Below are 16,612 nucleotides of genomic sequence, written 5' to 3'. Positions count from 1 at the left end.
CATGTCCGAACCGACCGGTGCCGCCCGCCGTCGCGGGCCCTTCAAGGTCGGGGACCAGGTCCAGCTCACCGACCCCAAGGGACGCCACTACACGTTCACGCTCGAGGCCGGGAAGAACTTCCACACCCACAAGGGTTCCTTCCCCCACGACGAGCTGATCGGCGCTCCCGAGGGCAGTGTTGTCCGTACCACGGGAAACGTCGCCTACCTGGCGCTGCGACCCCTGCTCCCCGACTACGTCCTGTCCATGCCCCGCGGCGCCGCCGTGGTCTACCCCAAGGACGCGGGGCAGATCCTGGCCTTCGCCGACATCTTCCCCGGCGCGCGCGTCGTGGAGGCGGGCGTGGGCTCCGGCTCGCTCAGCAGCTTCCTGCTGCGCGCCATCGGCGACGAGGGCATGCTGCACTCGTACGAGCGCCGCGAGGACTTCGCCGAGATCGCCAAGGGCAACGTGGAGCGCTACTTCGGCGGCCCGCACCCCGCCTGGCAGCTCACCGTCGGCGACCTCCAGGACAATCTGACCGACGGTGACGTCGACCGCATCATCCTCGACATGCTGGCCCCCTGGGAGTGCCTGGACGTCGTCAAGAAGGCGCTCGTCCCCGGCGGCATCCTGTGCTGCTACGTCGCCACGACCACCCAGCTCGCCCGCACCGTCGAGTCCATCCGCGAGATCGGCTGCTTCAACGAGCCCACCTCGTGGGAGTCGATGATCCGCAACTGGCACGTGGAGGGCCTCGCGGTCCGTCCCGACCACCGCATGATCGGCCACACCGGCTTCCTGCTCACCGCCCGCCGCCTCGCGGACGGCGTGGAGCCCCCCATGCGCCGCCGCCGCCCCGCCAAGGGCGCGTACGGCGAGGACTACTCCGGACCGAACGCCGACGGCGGGTCGCCGCGCTGATCGCGCGCTGACCGCCCAAGAAGCAGGCGCCGCCGCCGAGTTCCCTGACCGACCAGGGAACTCGGCGGCGGCGCCGTTTCGTTGACAGGGCACCAGCGACGTACCAACAGAATCGGACGACCCACCGGACCCCGGTGTTCCACCTCACTGTGAGGTATGGCACGATGCTGGCCACCTCCCCCACCGGCACAGCCCTCACAGGAGACACTTCCTCGTGCAGCACCCCGCCGTCCCGGAACTGGCACACACCACCGCGCGCCCCATCCACTGGCTGGCCACCGCGGCCGCCCTCGCCGCCGTGATCGGGGGCTCGGCCGTCCTGCAGCCCGACCCGGCGAACGCCGCGCAGTCCGGCGCGAAGCCGCACAGCAGAACCGCCGCGGCCCCGGCCCCCGCGCCCGACCCCGCGGCCGTCGACTTCCCCCTGGACTGCGGCCCCGTCAAGTCCGTCGTCAAGAAGAAGGCATCGGGGGACCTCGACGGGGACGGCAGGCCGGAGACCGTCGCCGTGGTGCACTGCGAGGCCGGCTCCGGCACCCCGCCCGACGCGGTCTACGTGATCACCCGGGCAGGCTCGGGCAAGCCCCGCGTGGTCGCCACGCTGGTCGACCCGAAGGAGCGGCTGAACGTCAGCGACTTCGCCGTACGCGGCGGCGCGGTGACCGCGACCCTGCTCGGCTACTCCTCGCCCAACGTGCCCCGCTGCTGTCCCGACCGCGAGGACAAGGCCAAGTGGCGATGGAACGACGGCACATTCGAGCGAACAGATCCCGCCGCGGCGCGCAGCGTCTGACGCCGCGGCGGCCGCCGGGTCACTCCGCGTCGGGTCCGTAGACCTCGACGCTGTCCGAAACGCGGCGGACGTGGATGCAGTCGCCGGGGCACTCCTTCGCGGAGTCCACGACATCACGCAGGAGCGGCAGCGGCACGGGCGTTGTGGCCCCCGGGGCCTGCAACAGCTCGTCGTCGCCGCTCTTCACATAGGCGAGACCGTCGATGTCCAGCTCGAAGACCTCGGGCGCGTACTGCGCACAGATGCCGTCTCCGGTGCAGAGGTCCTGGTCGATCCAGACCTCCAGCAGATCATGGCCCTCACTGCCGGTCTCGGCGTCGTGCCGCACGGTCATCTCTCCTGCCGTTTGCTGCGTCGAGCGGTCCGACTCATGTGCAAGTCGGGCCAGCCCTGACGGGTGTTGAACACTTCGACGATACAACCGCCCGCTTTCCGATGTTGTTGGGTGGGTATTCCCCTGACGTGAGGGAGAGCGCAAGGGTGAAGATCGGACACACCCCCATCGTCTTTGTGATCTAGGGGTTTCAATCGACACCCACCCAGGTAGGGTCTGGAAGCGTCCAGCTCCCCTTGGAGGAGGTGAGGACCGTGGCAGCCCACGACGACGACATCAACCGCGGCATCCGGCCCGGGCGAGGGTCTGAGGACCCCGCCGGACAGGTTGCCTATCTCGAGCAGGAAATCGCCGTCCTGCGACGCAAGCTCGCCGACTCTCCGCGTCATACGAGGATTCTCGAAGAGCGGATCGTCGAGCTGCAGACCAACCTGGCCGGCGTGTCCGCGCAGAACGAGCGGCTCGCCAACACGCTCCGCGAGGCCCGCGACCAGATCGTGGCCCTCAAGGAAGAGGTCGACCGGCTCGCGCAGCCACCGGCCGGCTTCGGAGTCTTCCTCGTGGCGAACGAGGACGGCACGGCGGACATCTTCACCGGGGGCCGCAAGCTCCGGGTGAACGTCAGCCCGAGCGTGGAGCTCGAAGAGCTCAGGCGCGGCCAGGAAGTAATGCTCAACGAAGCGCTCAACGTGGTCGAGGCCATGGAGTACGAGAGCGTCGGCGACATCGTCACCCTCAAGGAGATCCTCGAGGACGGCGATCGAGCCCTGGTGGTCGGACACACCGACGAAGAACGAGTGGTGCGGCTCGCCGAACCCCTCCTCGACGTCACCATCCGCCCCGGCGACGCCCTCCTGCTCGAACCGCGCTCCGGCTATGTCTACGAGGTCGTTCCCAAGAGCGAGGTCGAGGAGCTCGTCCTCGAAGAAGTCCCCGACATCAGCTACGAGAAGATCGGCGGCCTCGGCGGCCAGATCGAGATGATCAGGGACGCGGTCGAGCTTCCCTACCTCTACCCCGACCTCTTCAAGGAGCACGAACTGCGGCCGCCCAAGGGCGTCCTGCTGTACGGGCCCCCTGGTTGCGGCAAGACGCTGATCGCGAAGGCCGTCGCCAACTCCCTTGCCAAGAAGGTCGCCGAGGTGACCGGGCAGCCCGCGGGGAAGAGCTACTTCCTCAACATCAAGGGCCCCGAGCTCCTCAACAAGTACGTCGGGGAGACCGAGCGCCACATCCGCCTGGTCTTCCAGCGTGCGCGGGAGAAGGCGAGCGAGGGCACCCCCGTCATCGTCTTCTTCGACGAGATGGAATCCCTCTTCCGCACCCGCGGATCCGGTGTCAGCTCGGACGTGGAGAACACCATCGTCCCGCAGCTACTCGCCGAGATCGACGGCGTGGAAGGGCTGGAGAACGTCATCGTCATCGGCGCCTCCAACCGCGAGGACATGATCGACCCCGCGATCCTGCGGCCAGGACGACTCGACGTGAAGATCAAGATCGAGCGTCCGGACGCCGAGGCGGCGAAGGACATCTTCGCCAAGTACCTCACCGAGCGGCTCCCGCTGCACGCGGACGACCTCGCCGAGCACAGCGCCGACCGGCGCGCCACGGTGCACGGCATGATCCAGTCCGTGGTCGAGCAGATGTACGCGGAGTCCGAGGAGAACCGCTTCCTCGAGGTGACGTACGCCAATGGCGACAAGGAAGTCCTGTACTTCAAGGACTTCAACTCCGGCGCCATGATCGAGAACATCGTGGGCCGCGCCAAGAAGATGGCCATCAAGGCCTTCCTCGAGGCGAACCAGAAGGGCCTCAGGGTCGCTCACCTCCTCCAGGCTTGCATCGACGAGTTCAAGGAGAACGAGGACCTGCCCAACACCACCAACCCGGACGACTGGGCCAGGATCTCCGGAAAGAAGGGCGAGCGGATCGTGTACATCCGCACCCTCGTCACCGGAAAGCAGGGCGCGGACACCGGACGCTCCATCGACACGGTGGCCAACACCGGTCAGTACCTGTAGAACACAGGGCGGCTGCGGGTGTCCTTCACGGGTACCCGCAGCCGTCTGTTTTTCAATGACAGCAATGATCTCCCCACCAGCGCAAAGGCGTTCTAGGCTCTTCGGTACCGCCGAGTCGCGCAGTGCGGGGACGGGCACCGCACACGCACCGGAGAACCAGCGGTACTTGAGCGCCGTTCCCGAAGGGGAGCGCCGCCGGGCAAGGAGGGCCGCATGACCGTACGGCGAGTAATGGGCATCGAGACGGAGTACGGCATCTCCGTCCCCGGCCACCCCAACGCCAATGCCATGCTCACCTCGTCCCAGATCGTCAACGCCTATGCCGCGGCGATGCACCGGGCGCGACGCGCCCGCTGGGACTTCGAGGAGGAGAACCCGCTGCGGGACGCGCGGGGTTTCGACCTCGCCCGCGAGGCCGCCGACGCCAGCCAGCTGACCGACGAGGACATCGGCCTCGCCAACGTCATCCTGACCAACGGCGCACGCCTGTACGTCGACCACGCACACCCCGAGTACAGCTCGCCGGAGATCACCAACCCCTGGGACGCGGTCCTGTGGGACAAGGCCGGCGAACGCATCATGGCCGAGGCCGCCGAGCGCGCGGCGCAGCTCCCCGGCGCCCAGCCGATCCACCTCTACAAGAACAACACCGACAACAAGGGCGCCTCCTACGGGACGCACGAGAACTACCTGATGAAGCGGGAGACCCCCTTCTCGGACATCGTGCGGCACCTGACGCCCTTCTTCGTCTCCCGGCAGGTCGTCACCGGCGCGGGACGCGTCGGCATCGGCCAGGACGGCCACGAGCACGGCTTCCAGCTCAGCCAGCGCGCCGACTACTTCGAGGTCGAGGTCGGCCTGGAGACGACGCTCAAGCGGCCCATCATCAACACCCGGGACGAACCGCACTCGGACGCCGAGAAGTACCGCAGGCTGCACGTGATCATCGGGGACGCGAACCTCTCCGAGATCTCGACGTACCTCAAGCTGGGCACCACCTCGCTCGTCCTCGCGATGATCGAGGACGGCTTCATCGCGGTGGACCTCGCGGTGGACCAGCCGGTGCGCACCCTGCACCAGGTCTCGCACGACCCCTCGCTCAAGCACCTGGTCACGCTCCGCAGCGGCCGCTCACTCACCGCGGTCCAGCTCCAGATGGAGTACTTCGAGCTGGCCCGCAAGTACGTGGAGGAGCGCTACGGCGCCGACGCGGACGAGCAGACCAAGGACGTGCTCGCCCGCTGGGAGGACGTCCTCGGGCGCCTGGAGAGCGATCCGATGAGCCTGTCCGGAGAACTCGACTGGGTCGCCAAGCGAGAGCTGATGGAGGGCTACCGCCGCCGTGACGGCCTCGACTGGGACGCCGCGCGGCTCCACCTGGTCGACCTCCAGTACGCCGACGTACGGGCCGAGAAGGGCCTGTACAACCGCCTGGTGGCCCGGGGCAAGATGAAGCGGCTCCTGGACGAGGCGGACGTCGAGCGGGCCAGGAGCAAGCCGCCCGAGGACACGCGCGCGTACTTCCGCGGGCGCTGCCTCGAGCAGTACGCGGACGACGTGGCCGCGGCGTCCTGGGACTCGGTCATCTTCGACCTGCCGGGCCGTGACTCGCTGCAACGGGTACCCACGCTGGAGCCCCTGCGCGGCACGAGGAACCACGTCAAGGAACTTCTGGACCGCTGCCGTACGGCGGAAGACCTGGTACGGGTGCTGTCCGGGGGCTGAAAGGCCCACAGTGTGGGAATCATCGAGGTGGTCCCCGGACGTTGAGGAAGTAAGGGGCCGATGTCAGACCTCGCTTGTAGGGTCTGATCAAGAACGTCTAACCGAGCGGGGTGAGGTAGATGGCGACCAAGGACACCGGCGGCGGGCAGCAGAAGGCGACGCGCTCCACCGAGGAGACCGAGGAGCAGACGCAGGACGCGCAGGGCTCCGAGGACCTCAAGGAGCGCCAGGAGAAGCTGAGCGACGACGTGGACTCCGTGCTGGACGAGATCGACGACGTCCTCGAGGAGAACGCCGAGGACTTCGTTCGCTCATTTGTGCAAAAAGGCGGTCAATGACCGACCTGCCGCGGTGCCGGGAGTGCGTGGCCGAGTACGGCGCGGCGCACGACCGGCGCCGTCGGGAGGCCCTCGGCAAGCCGGTGCGGGGGATCTGTCCCAGCGCCTCCGCAATCCATGTGGATCACTGCCACGCGACGGGTAAGGTCCGTGGCGTACTGTGCTTCAACTGCAATTCGGGCATCGGCAAGTTGGGGGACGACCCCGACAGGACCCGCCGAGCCGCCGCTTACCTGGAAGGAAACTCGTGGAAGCCAATCCTCGTAGCACCGGGCGTCTACCAGCTGCCTTCCTGACGCCTGGTTCGTCGTCCTTCATGGACTTCCTGTCCGAGCACCAGCCCGAGATCCTGCCGGGCAACCGGCAGCTGCCGCCCACCCAGGGCGTGCTCGAGGCTCCGCACGGTACGACCATCGTGGCCGTGACGTTCCCCGGCGGCGTGGTGCTCGCCGGTGACCGGCGAGCGACGATGGGCAACGTCATCGCGCAGCGCGACATCGAGAAGGTGTTCCCTGCCGACGAGTACTCGGCGGTGGGCATCGCGGGCACGGCGGGTCTCGCCGTGGAGATGGTCAAGCTCTTCCAGTTGGAGCTGGAGCACTTCGAGAAGGTGGAGGGTGCCACGCTCTCGCTGGAGGGCAAGGCGAACCGCCTCTCGACGATGATCCGGAGCAACCTCGGCATGGCCATGCAGGGCCTCGCCGTGGTGCCGCTCTTCGCGGGGTACGACGTGGACCGCGAGAAGGGGCGCATCTTCTCGTACGACGTCACGGGCGGGCGTTCCGAAGAGCACGGTTTCGCGGCGACCGGTTCGGGTTCGGTCTTCGCGCGCGGTGCGATGAAGAAGCTCTACCACGACGCTCTGACGGAGGAGCAGGCGACGACCCTGGTCATCCAGGCGTTGTACGACGCGGCCGACGACGACTCGGCGACGGGCGGTCCCGACATGGCCCGCCGGATCTTCCCCATCGTCACCGTGATCTCCGACGAGGGTTTCCGGCGGCTGACGGAGGAGGAGTCCTCCGCGATCGCGCGCTCGATCCTGGAGAAGCGTCTGGAACAGCCCGACGGCCCGCGTGCCGCGCTGCTCTGATCGCTCCGAATTCGCCACTGACTGAAGTTTTGACAGAAAGGGACGGATCCGGTGTCGACGCCGTTCTATGTCTCACCCCAGCAGGCCATGGCCGACCGGGCGGAATACGCCCGCAAGGGCATCGCCCGCGGTCGCAGCCTTGTCGTGATGCAGTATGCCGACGGCATCGTGTTCGTCGGCGAGAATCCGTCCCGTGCGCTGCACAAGTTCAGCGAGATCTATGACCGGATCGGCTTCGCGGCCGCCGGTAAGTACAACGAGTACGAGAATCTGCGGATCGGCGGCGTCCGTTATGCCGACCTCCGCGGATACACCTACGACCGTGACGATGTGACGGCCCGTGGGCTCGCCAACGTCTATGCCCAGACGCTCGGCACGATCTTCTCCAGCAACGCGGAGAAGCCGTACGAGGTCGAGCTGGTCGTCGCCGAGGTCGGTGCCACGCCGGACGGGGACCAGATCTACCGCCTGCCGCACGACGGTTCGATCGTGGACGAGCACGGCTCGGTCGCGGTCGGCGGCAACGCGGAGCAGATCAGTTCCTACCTCGACCAGCGTCATCAGGACGGGATGACGCTCGCGGAGGCGCTCAAGCTCGCGGTGCAGTCGCTCTCCCGTGACACCAACGGCAGCGAGCGGGAGATCCCCGCGGAGCGGCTCGAGGTGGCGGTCCTGGACCGGACGCGGCCCCAGCAGCGGAAGTTCAAGCGGATCGTGGGGCGCCAGCTGTCCCGCCTGCTCGACGAGGGCGGCGCCACGGACGCGGCCGGAGACACGGACGCCGACACGGACGCGGGGACCGGGTCGGCGCGGGACTCCGGCGGCGACGTGGAGTAGCCATCTGCGTGGTGCGCCCCGTGTTCCGGCCCGAGGGCCGGGGCGCGGGGCGTTGTCGTGTGCGGGGGAGGGGGCGCCTGAGGTCAGCGGGCGGGGCCGGTGGACCCTCGGACGACGAGTTGGACGTCGAGCGGGGTGGCGTCGGGGGTGCGGCTCTCCAGGACGGCGACCAGGGTCTCCATGCCGCGCTCCCCGAAGCGCTCGGCGGGCAGCCGGACGGTGGTCAGTTCCGGTTCGACGGCGGTCGCCAGGGTCAGGTCGTCGAAGCCGGTCACCGAGACGTCCTCGGGCACGCGCAGGCCGAGCCGCCGTGCCGCCTTGCAGACGCCCGCGGAGAGGAAGTCGTCGTCGCAGACGACAGCGGTGGGCCGGGGCCCCGGGGCGGCCAGGGCGGCCTCGGCGACGACGCGGGCGCCCTCGACGTTCAGGGGTGCCGCGACTCGGTGTACGACGGTGTCCGCGCCGCGCAGCCCTCTCGCGAGGGCGTCTGCGCGCACGTCGAAGGTCCAGGAGTCCACGTCCGCGGCCAGGTGCAGGAAGTCGCGGTGGCCGAGGGCCAGCAGGTGCTCCGTCACCTGGCGCATGCCGTCGGCGAGATCGAGGTTGACGGTGGCGGCGCCCAGGCTGCCCGCGGGGTCGCTGTCCAGCATCACCAGGGGCAGGTCGTCGCCGCGGATGGTGGCGAGCGCGTCCGAGGCCATGGAGGAGGCGAGTACGCCGTCGAGGGAGGCCCGGGCCGAGGCGAAGGGGTCGCGGGCGGGGCCGATGCCGTCGGGGGAGGGGTAGAGCACCACGCCGAAGCCGTGCCGGGCGGCGACGCGGGCCACGCCGGTGTAGACGTGGGCGAAGAACTCGTTGGTGAGTTCGGGGACGACCAGGAGCGCGGTCCTGGTCCTGCCGAGGCGCAGGTTGCGGGCCGCGAGGTTGGGGCGGTAGCCCAGTTCTCGCGCGGCGAGGCGCACTCGCTCGGCCGTCGGCTCGGCGACCCGGCCGCGCCATTTGTCGCCGAGTACCAGGGAGACCGTGGCCTGGGAGACCCCGGCCGCGCGCGCGACATCGCGGCTCGTGGGGCGGGCGCCCCCGGATTCCTGTAGTGGCCCGGCCACTGGCACCTCCCGGCTCGTGCCCTCGGGGGTCGGAGCGGTGGCCTCCCGTGGACAGTGGACAGCGCTCATGGTACGTATGACGCTCGACGTTATACGTAAAACCTCGGGCGACGGTGCCGGGGGAAGGGGCGGGTGGCCATGGCGGGCGGATACGCGGAGATCCTCCGGACGAGATACGCGATGCGGCTCCTTGCCGGGACGCTGGTGGGCAGGCTCCCGAACGCCACCGCCGCGATCGCCATCGTGCTGTTCGTGCGCGCCGAGGGCGGGACCTACAGCCTCGCCGGTGCGTTCGCCGCGGTCTACGGAGTCGCCAACGCGGTCGGCCAGCCGCTCCTGGGGCGCCTCGTCGACCTGCGGGGCCAGCCGCGCGTGCAGCTGCCCGCCGCGCTCCTGTCCGCCCTGGGCATGGCCGTCTTCGCCTTCACCGGTCCCGACGCGCTCGCCCTGGCCTACGTCGCCGTGGGCGCGGCCGGGCTCTTCACGCCGCCCCTGGAGGGCGGCCTGCGCGCGCTGTGGCCGAGCGTGCTCGGCAAGGAGGAGCAGGTCCACACGGCGTACGCCATGGACGCCATCGCCCAGGAAGTGATGTTCACCGTCGGCCCGTTGCTCGTGACCGGCTGCGTCGCCCTCTGGTCGGAGCAGGCCGCGCTGCTCGTCGTGAACGCCGTCGGTGTGCTCGGGGCCCTCTCCGTAGTCATGTCCCGGCCCTCGCGCGCGTGGCGCTCGGCGCCCCGGGAGGCGCACTGGCTCGGGGCCCTGCGCTCGCCGGGGCTCCTCGCGCTCCTCGGCGCGTTCCTGTTCATCGGCATGGCGCTGGGCTCCATCACCGTCGCCGGTGTGTCGTACGGCGACGAGCACGGTGGCGACGCGGTGTACGGCTGGCTGATGGCGGCGCTCGGACTCGGCGCCCTGGTCGGCGGTTCGGTGTACGGGGCGCGGCAGTGGAGTGGTGTGCCGGAGCGGCGGTTGACCGTCCTCGTGGCCCTGCTCGCCGTCTGCTACGCGCCGTTGACGCTGACGCCCGGCGCGGTCGCCATGACCGCGCTCGCCGCCCTCGCGGGCGTCTTCCTCGCGCCCGCGCTCGCGTGCGCGTTCATCATCGTCGACCGGCACGCCCCGCGCGGGACGGTCACCGAGGCGTTCTCCTGGCTCGTGACGACGTTCACGGTCGGCGCCTCGCTCGGCACGGCCGCGGCCGGCCCGGTCGTCGAGTGGGGCGGGACGGCCTGGGGGTTCGCGGTCCCGGGGCTCGCGGGCGCGGGCGCACTCCTAGTTTTGCTGGCCACAGGGCGGGTATTGGAAGCGCCCGTGGAAACAGGGGTTGTTGCGGGTTCATCGGAAAATGATCGAAACGGTGCCGTCGAACCCGGTTTCAGTGCCGGGCATCAGGCGTAATGTTCAGTCATGGACCGCCGCATTTTCGGGCTGGAGAACGAGTACGGCGTCACGTGCACGTTCAGGGGACAGCGCCGCCTGTCGCCTGACGAGGTGGCGCGCTACCTCTTCCGCCGTGTTGTGTCATGGGGCCGCAGCAGCAACGTCTTTCTGCGGAACGGAGCCCGCCTCTATCTTGACGTGGGATCACATCCGGAATACGCCACACCCGAATGTGACAACGTGACCGAGCTTGTCACCCACGACAAAGCGGGCGAGCGCATTCTGGAAGGCCTGCTCGTCGACGCCGAACGCCGCCTGCACGAGGAGGGAATCGCGGGCGACGTCTATCTCTTCAAGAACAACACCGACTCGGCGGGAAACTCCTACGGTTGCCACGAGAACTATCTGGTTGCCCGTCACGGAGAGTTCTCCCGGCTCGCGGACATCCTCATCCCGTTCCTCGTCACGCGGCAGCTGCTGTGCGGCGCGGGCAAGGTGCTGCAGACTCCGCGCGGCGCCGTGTACTGCGTGAGTCAGCGTGCCGAGCACATCTGGGAGGGCGTGTCGTCGGCGACGACCCGCTCCCGGCCGATCATCAACACCCGCGACGAACCGCACGCCGACGCCGAGCGCTACCGCAGGCTGCACGTCATCGTCGGCGACTCGAACATGTCCGAGACGACCATGCTCCTGAAGGTCGGCGCCACCGACCTCGTGCTGCGCATGATCGAGGCGGGCACCGTCATGCGCGACCTCACCCTGGAGAACCCGATCCGGGCCATCCGCGAGGTCAGCCACGACATCACGGGCCGCCGCAAGGTGCGTCTGGCCAGCGGCCGCGAGGCATCGGCACTCGAAGTGCAGCGCGAGTACTACGAGAAGGCCGTGGACTTCGTCGACCGCAGGGGCATCCGCACCGGCACGGTCGAGCAGGTCCTCGAACTGTGGGGCCGCACGCTCGACGCGATCGAGGCCGAGGACCTCGACCGGATCGGCACCGAGATCGACTGGGTCATGAAGTACAAGCTCATCGAGCGGTACCGGGCGAAGCACAACATGACCATGTCGCATCCGAGGGTCGCGCAGATAGACCTCGCCTACCACGACATCCACCGTCGACGGGGTCTGTACTACCTCCTGGAGAAGAAGGGTCAAGCCACCCGCATCTGCAACGACTTGAAGATCTTCGAGGGCAAGTCGGTGCCGCCGCAGACGACACGCGCGAGGCTGCGCGGCGACTTCATCCGGCGTGCCCAGGAACAGCGCCGTGACTTCACGGTCGACTGGGTGCACCTCAAGCTCAACGACCAGGCGCAGCGCACCGTGTTGTGCAAGGACCCCTTCCGGTCGGTCGACGACCGGGTGGAGAAGCTCATCGCCGGGATGTGAGTCGATGGGGCCTCTGTGAGGCCAGTTGCGTCGTGGGAACGCAACACGGGCGCCGTACGTTCCTCGTACGGCGCCCTTCTCACGCCGTAGAGTTGCGCGCACGCCAACCCACAAGATCGACCGATACGAGGCCCCCACCGTGCGCCGACGCTCACTTCTTCTTGCCGTCCCGGCCGGCCTGCTCACGCTGGCAGGCTGTGGTGACGACAAGGCCGACAAGGCCAAGTCCAAGCCCAGCGACAGCCCGACCAACTCCGCGTCGGCCCCGCCGACGGCGAAGATCGTCGATGGTCCTGTGCCCGAGATCACCAAGGGCGACAAGTTCGGGCAGAAGCCGACCGTCGCCAAGGGCTCGGGCAAGCCGTCCTCCGATCTCGCGGTGAAGACGCTGATCGAGGGCAAGGGCAAGGAGGTCGCCAAGGGCGACTACCTGCAGGCCAACTACCTCGGCCAGATCTGGGCCACCGCCAAGGTCTTCGACAACTCCTACGACCGGGGCAACCCCACGGTCTTCCCGATCGGCGTCGGCAAGGTCATCCCGGGCTGGGACCAGGCCCTGGTGGGCAAGAAGCTCGACAGCCGCGTGGAGCTCGCCATCCCGCCGAAGATGGGTTACGGCGAGGAGGGCAACAAGCAGGCGGGCATCAAGGGCTCGGACACCCTCGTGTTCGTCGTCGACCTCGTGGACTCCTTCAACGCCAAGAGCTCGGCGAAGGGCAAGGAGGTCGCGCAGTCCAACAAGGACCTGCCCAAGGTCGGCACGAACACCGACGGCAAGGCCCCCTCGATCGACGTCCCGAAGACCGACGCCCCCAAGAAGCTCGTCGCCAGCTATGTGCTGGAGGGCGACGGTGACGTGGTCAAGGAGACCGACAGCCTCCTGTGCCAGTACAAGGGCGTGCTCTGGGCGGACGGCAAGGAGTTCGACTCCTCGTACAAGAGCGGTCAGCTCGCGCAGTTCCAGCTCGCGCAGGTCGTCAAGGGCTGGGCACAGGGTCTGACCGGCAAGAAGGTCGGCAGCCGTGTGCTCATCGTCATCCCGCCGGAGCTGGGGTACGGCGACCAGCCGCCGCAGGGCAGCCCGATCAAGAAGGACTCGACGCTGGTCTTCTGCGTGGACATCCTCGCGAAGTGATCCGCGCTGAGTGATCCGCCGCGAGGGATGCAAGACTGTCCGCGCTGACCTTTCGTTTCAAGCAGGAGCATTTTCGTGAGCATTGACAAGCCCGAGGTCGACTTCCCCGTCGGCGAGCCGCCGACCGAGCTGCAGATCAAGGACATCTGGGAGGGTGACGGGGCGGTCGCCAAGGCGGGCGACTTCGTCAAGGTCCACTACGTGGGCGTCGCCTTCAGCTCCGGCGAGGAGTTCGACGCGAGCTGGAACCGCGGCAACCCGCTGGAGTTCCAGCTCGGTGCCGGACAGGTCATCTCCGGCTGGGACCAGGGCGTGCAGGGCATGAAGGTCGGTGGCCGGCGCGAGCTGACCATCCCGGCCCACCTCGCGTACGGCGACCGCGGCGCCGGTGGCGGCCGCATCGCCCCGGGCGAGACGCTGATCTTCGTCTGCGACCTGGTCTCCGTCTGAGGACGTCCGTGACCTGATCTGTTCGTCAAGGGTCCATGCCTGTCTGGCATGGACCCTTGGCTTTTGCCACGACACCCCGGGGCGGTACGGTCATCGGTCGGAAGCACTGTCTGTTGTAAGGCCGAGAAAGGGCGTCGATGGCCATTGCCAAGGCCGAGCGGCTGATGAACCTGGCGCTGTGTCTGCTCGGGACCCGGCGGCCGCTCAGCAAGCGCGAGCTGCGCGATTCCATCGAGGCATACGTCGAGGCCTTCGGGCCCGGCGGCCGGGCGGCGGGGTCGGAGGACTCCTTCAACCGGATGTTCGAGCGCGACAAGGACGACCTTCGCGAGCTCGGCCTGGTCATCGAGACCGTGGAGAACCTCGACGGCGACGTCGGCTACCTGGCCCGCAGGGACAGCAACCGGCTGCCGCCCATCACCATCGACGCCGAGGAGGCCGCCGCCCTCGGTCTCGCCGCGAAGGTCTGGCAGCAGGCCAGGCTCGCCGGAGCGGCCAGCGGCGCCCTGCAGAAGCTGCGCGCGGCCGGGCTGCCCGAGGACGTCGACCCGTACGAGTCGCACGGCGCCCTCGAACCGCGCATCCCCGCGCACGACGCGTCCTTCGAGCCGCTGATGCTGGCCTGCCGCGACCGCCGCCCCGTCGTCTTCGACTACCGCAAGGCCACGGCGGCCCGCCCCGAGCAGCGCCACGTCGAGCCCTGGGCGCTGGAGTGCTGGCGCGGCCACTGGTACCTCGCGGGCTGGGACAGGGACCGGGGCGCCGAGCGCGTCTTCCGGCTCTCCCGGATCACCGGCAAGGTCCGGGCCCGCGCGGGGAAGTACACCGCCGACGTCCCCGACGTCGTCACGGTCCGTGAGACCGTCGCGAGCTGGGCGGGGGAGACCGCCGACCGCACCGCCCTGATCCGGCTGCGGACGGGCGCGGGCTACCCGCTGCGCGCCAAGGCCGTCTCGGTGCGGGAACTGGGCGACGGGTGGGACGAGTTGGAGATTCCGTACGGCCACGGGCTCGATGCCTGGCTGGTGGAGTTCGGGCCCGACGTGGTGGTCCTTGAGCCCGCCGAGCTGCGGGCCGACGTCGTGGACCGGCTGCGCGCCGTGGCCAAGGGCTGAGGGGGAACGGAAAGACCATGGCCTCGAACGCCATCGACCAGACCCGACGCATGCTGTCGCTCGTGACCTATCTGCGCGAGCGCCCCGGCGCCCACGTGGGGGACGTCGCCCGCGCCTTCGGCATCACCCCCGACGAACTGATCTCCGACCTCGACGTCCTGCCGCTGTGCGGGACGAGCTTCCGCGGCGGCGACCTGCTCGACATCGACACCGACGGCGACCGCATCTGGTGGCACAACCCCGACGACGTCGCGGCGCCGCTCCGGCTCGCCGCCGACGAGGCCACCGCGCTGCTGGTGGCCGCCCGCGCGGTCTCCACCCTGCCCGGACTGCGCGAGAGCGACCGCCTCGCGCTCCTGCGCGCCACCGCCAAGCTGGAGACCGCGGCGGGCGAGGCGGCGGGCGCCAGCTCCCGGCTCTCGGTCACCTTCGAGTCCGAGGGCGGCGTCTTCGCCGACGTCGACCGGGCGATCTCCGAGCGCCGCAGGCTCTGGATCCGCTACTACTCGCCCGCCCGCGACGAGCTCACCGAGCGCGAGATCGACCCGATCCGCCTGGTGAGCGTCGGCCACACCTACGTGGAGGCGTGGTGCCGCCGCTCCGAGGCGCGCCGCACCTTCCGGCTCGACCGGGTCGCCGAGATCAAGATCCTGGACGAGCCGTCCGCGCCGCCCGAGGTCGAGCTGCGCGACCTCTCCGAAGGACTCGTGCAGCCCGCCGCCGAGGACCCCGAGGTGGTCGTCGAGGTCGGCCCCGGCGGACGCTGGGTCGCCGAGTACTACCCGCACGACAGCGCCGACGAGCTGCCCGACGGCGGTCTGCGGATCACCCTGCGCACCCCCGATCCCGCCTCGCTGCGCAGGCTCGCGCTGCGGCTCGGCGGGGACGGGCGGATCGTCTCGCCGGCGCAGCTCGCCGACAGCGCGCGGCAGGCGGCGCGCGAGGCCCTCGACGCGTACGAGCAGCCCTTCGACAGGGACGACAGGCAGGAGCAGGGGCGTTGAGCACACCGACCATGTCCGGATTGCCGGGGGTGCCCGCGCAGCCGAAGCACGGGCCCGTCCTCTTCACCGCCGCCTGCCCCGACTGCCGCGCCCGCTTCGAGCTCTCCGCGGGGGCGCTGCGCCTGGCGATCGGCGCCAGCCGCCGCACCACCTTCTACTCCTTCACCTGCCCCGAGTGCGGGGTCGCGGTGCGCAAGCCCGCGGGCGAGCGCATCGTGGAACTCCTCACCGGCGCGGGGGTGCGGACGCTGCGTCTGCACTCCACCGTCTAGGCTCGGCGCATGTTCTGGGCGATGCTCGCGATCGCGGCGGGCTTCTTGGGTCTCGCCGTCCTCGGCGTACTGGCGATCAAGGTGTTCGTGGAGGCACAGCGCCTCGCACGTCAGGTGAGCGAGACCACACGGAAGATCAACCGGGCGGCCGAGGACCTGGAGCAGGCGGCGGCCGGTGTGGCCCGTGCGGGCGGAGAGGCCCTTTAGCCTCCGCGACCTGTCAACTCCCCAGGGATGGCGGGTACGCTGCGAAGGCGGCCCGGGATCGAGGCGGGGGCCGTACTCGGAGTATGCGCGGGGATTGCCGAGCGTTTACCCCGGGGGGTTACGATCGCTGCCAGCGAGGAGATCGGATGTATGTCCGTTCTCCGAGCAACCAGACTCCTGTCGCCTCGGTGAAGAAGGTATACAGCTATGGGTAGGCTCGGCCCCACCGAGATCATTCTCATCCTCGTCGTCATCGTCCTGCTGTTCGGAGCCAAGAAGCTGCCCGACATGGCGCGCTCCCTCGGCAAGTCGGCCCGCATCCTCAAGAGCGAGGCCAAGGCCATGAAGAGCGAAGGCAAGAAGGACGAGGCCGCGCCGGCCGACCCGCCGAGCGACCCCGCCGTCCAGCAGCGCACCATCCAGGCGGCCCCCGGCGACGTGACCAGCTCGCGCCCGGTCAACGAGCCGACCGACCGTACGACGCAGCGCTGATCCAAGGTCGGTGACGA

The 16,612-nt window shown here is 69.3% G+C and carries 19 protein-coding genes; 17 read left to right on the top strand and 2 right to left on the bottom strand.

Annotated features, from left to right (window positions below):
- Position 1: 1 nt before the first annotated feature.
- Positions 2 to 904 carry a tRNA (adenine-N1)-methyltransferase gene (locus KY5_RS07315; RefSeq protein WP_098241445.1) on the top strand — a complete coding sequence of 301 codons (903 nt, stop codon included), beginning with the start codon at positions 2 to 4 and terminating at the stop codon, positions 902 to 904.
- 214 nt (positions 905 to 1,118) lie between these two features.
- Positions 1,119 to 1,697 (top strand): hypothetical protein, encoded by a 579-nt coding sequence (locus tag KY5_RS07310; RefSeq protein WP_098241444.1) that lies wholly within the window; start codon positions 1,119 to 1,121, stop codon positions 1,695 to 1,697.
- Between the two features lie 19 nt (positions 1,698 to 1,716).
- On the opposite strand, the gene KY5_RS07305 is transcribed toward KY5_RS07310, so the two are convergent.
- Complete coding sequence (locus tag KY5_RS07305; protein WP_055555581.1) at positions 1,717 to 2,031, bottom strand: ferredoxin; 315 nt, start codon at positions 2,029 to 2,031, stop codon at positions 1,717 to 1,719.
- A gap of 254 nt (positions 2,032 to 2,285) precedes the next feature.
- Here KY5_RS07305 and arc point away from each other — a divergent pair, with 254 nt between their 5' ends.
- From arc to prcA, 6 genes are all read left to right on the top strand, one after another.
- On the top strand, positions 2,286 to 4,052 hold the full coding sequence (gene arc, locus KY5_RS07295) for a proteasome ATPase (RefSeq protein ID WP_055555579.1): 1,767 nt from the start codon (positions 2,286 to 2,288) through the stop codon (positions 4,050 to 4,052).
- 213 nt (positions 4,053 to 4,265) lie between these two features.
- Complete coding sequence (gene dop / locus KY5_RS07290; RefSeq protein ID WP_098241442.1) at positions 4,266 to 5,777, top strand: depupylase/deamidase Dop; 1,512 nt, start codon at positions 4,266 to 4,268, stop codon at positions 5,775 to 5,777.
- A gap of 119 nt (positions 5,778 to 5,896) precedes the next feature.
- On the top strand, positions 5,897 to 6,115 hold the full coding sequence (locus KY5_RS07285) for a ubiquitin-like protein Pup (protein WP_098241441.1): 219 nt from the start codon (positions 5,897 to 5,899) through the stop codon (positions 6,113 to 6,115).
- Positions 6,112 to 6,411 carry an endonuclease VII domain-containing protein gene (locus KY5_RS07280; protein WP_098241440.1) on the top strand — a complete coding sequence of 100 codons (300 nt, stop codon included), beginning with the start codon at positions 6,112 to 6,114 and terminating at the stop codon, positions 6,409 to 6,411. The genes KY5_RS07285 and KY5_RS07280 overlap by 4 nt, the downstream gene beginning before the upstream one ends.
- A complete protein-coding gene (prcB, locus tag KY5_RS07275) occupies positions 6,363 to 7,208 on the top strand; it encodes a proteasome subunit beta (RefSeq protein ID WP_098241439.1) in 846 nt (281 codons plus the stop codon). Before KY5_RS07280 ends, prcB begins: the two co-directional genes overlap by 49 nt.
- A gap of 51 nt (positions 7,209 to 7,259) precedes the next feature.
- Positions 7,260 to 8,045 (top strand): proteasome subunit alpha, encoded by a 786-nt coding sequence (gene prcA / locus KY5_RS07270; protein WP_098241438.1) that lies wholly within the window; start codon positions 7,260 to 7,262, stop codon positions 8,043 to 8,045.
- A gap of 83 nt (positions 8,046 to 8,128) precedes the next feature.
- On the opposite strand, the gene KY5_RS07265 is transcribed toward prcA, so the two are convergent.
- On the bottom strand, positions 8,129 to 9,151 hold the full coding sequence (locus KY5_RS07265) for a LacI family DNA-binding transcriptional regulator (protein WP_234362642.1): 1,023 nt from the start codon (positions 9,149 to 9,151) through the stop codon (positions 8,129 to 8,131).
- Positions 9,152 to 9,289: 138 nt separating this feature from the next.
- On the opposite strand from KY5_RS07265, the gene KY5_RS07260 reads away from it, so the two are divergent.
- The 9 genes from KY5_RS07260 (at position 9,290) to tatA (ending at position 16,595) form a co-directional block, all read left to right on the top strand.
- A complete protein-coding gene (locus tag KY5_RS07260; protein WP_098241436.1) occupies positions 9,290 to 10,549 on the top strand; it encodes an MFS transporter in 1,260 nt (419 codons plus the stop codon).
- A 9-nt stretch (positions 10,550 to 10,558) separates the two neighbouring features.
- Positions 10,559 to 11,920 carry a Pup--protein ligase gene (gene pafA / locus KY5_RS07255; protein WP_098241435.1) on the top strand — a complete coding sequence of 454 codons (1,362 nt, stop codon included), beginning with the start codon at positions 10,559 to 10,561 and terminating at the stop codon, positions 11,918 to 11,920.
- Between the two features lie 139 nt (positions 11,921 to 12,059).
- Complete coding sequence (locus KY5_RS07250; protein WP_098241434.1) at positions 12,060 to 13,055, top strand: FKBP-type peptidyl-prolyl cis-trans isomerase; 996 nt, start codon at positions 12,060 to 12,062, stop codon at positions 13,053 to 13,055.
- A 75-nt stretch (positions 13,056 to 13,130) separates the two neighbouring features.
- Complete coding sequence (locus KY5_RS07245) at positions 13,131 to 13,505, top strand: FKBP-type peptidyl-prolyl cis-trans isomerase (RefSeq protein WP_098241433.1); 375 nt, start codon at positions 13,131 to 13,133, stop codon at positions 13,503 to 13,505.
- Between the two features lie 137 nt (positions 13,506 to 13,642).
- Positions 13,643 to 14,620, top strand: coding sequence for a helix-turn-helix transcriptional regulator (locus KY5_RS07240; protein ID WP_098241432.1), 978 nt, complete (start codon positions 13,643 to 13,645; stop codon positions 14,618 to 14,620).
- Between the two features lie 17 nt (positions 14,621 to 14,637).
- Entirely contained in the window at positions 14,638 to 15,624 is a 987-nt protein-coding gene (locus tag KY5_RS07235; RefSeq protein ID WP_098241431.1) for a helix-turn-helix transcriptional regulator, read from the top strand.
- Positions 15,625 to 15,635: 11 nt separating this feature from the next.
- Positions 15,636 to 15,896, top strand: coding sequence for a hypothetical protein (locus KY5_RS07230; protein ID WP_098241430.1), 261 nt, complete (start codon positions 15,636 to 15,638; stop codon positions 15,894 to 15,896).
- Positions 15,897 to 15,905: 9 nt separating this feature from the next.
- A complete protein-coding gene (locus KY5_RS07225) occupies positions 15,906 to 16,103 on the top strand; it encodes a hypothetical protein (protein ID WP_098241429.1) in 198 nt (65 codons plus the stop codon).
- Positions 16,104 to 16,310: 207 nt separating this feature from the next.
- A complete protein-coding gene (tatA, locus tag KY5_RS07220; protein WP_098241428.1) occupies positions 16,311 to 16,595 on the top strand; it encodes a Sec-independent protein translocase subunit TatA in 285 nt (94 codons plus the stop codon).
- Positions 16,596 to 16,612 lie beyond the last annotated feature (17 nt).

The sequence above is a fragment of the Streptomyces formicae genome (assembly GCF_002556545.1).
In the GTDB taxonomy this organism is placed as follows: domain Bacteria; phylum Actinomycetota; class Actinomycetes; order Streptomycetales; family Streptomycetaceae; genus Streptomyces; species Streptomyces formicae_A.
Note: the sequence above shows the minus strand (reverse complement) of the source record. Positions and strands in the feature narration are given on the sequence as shown.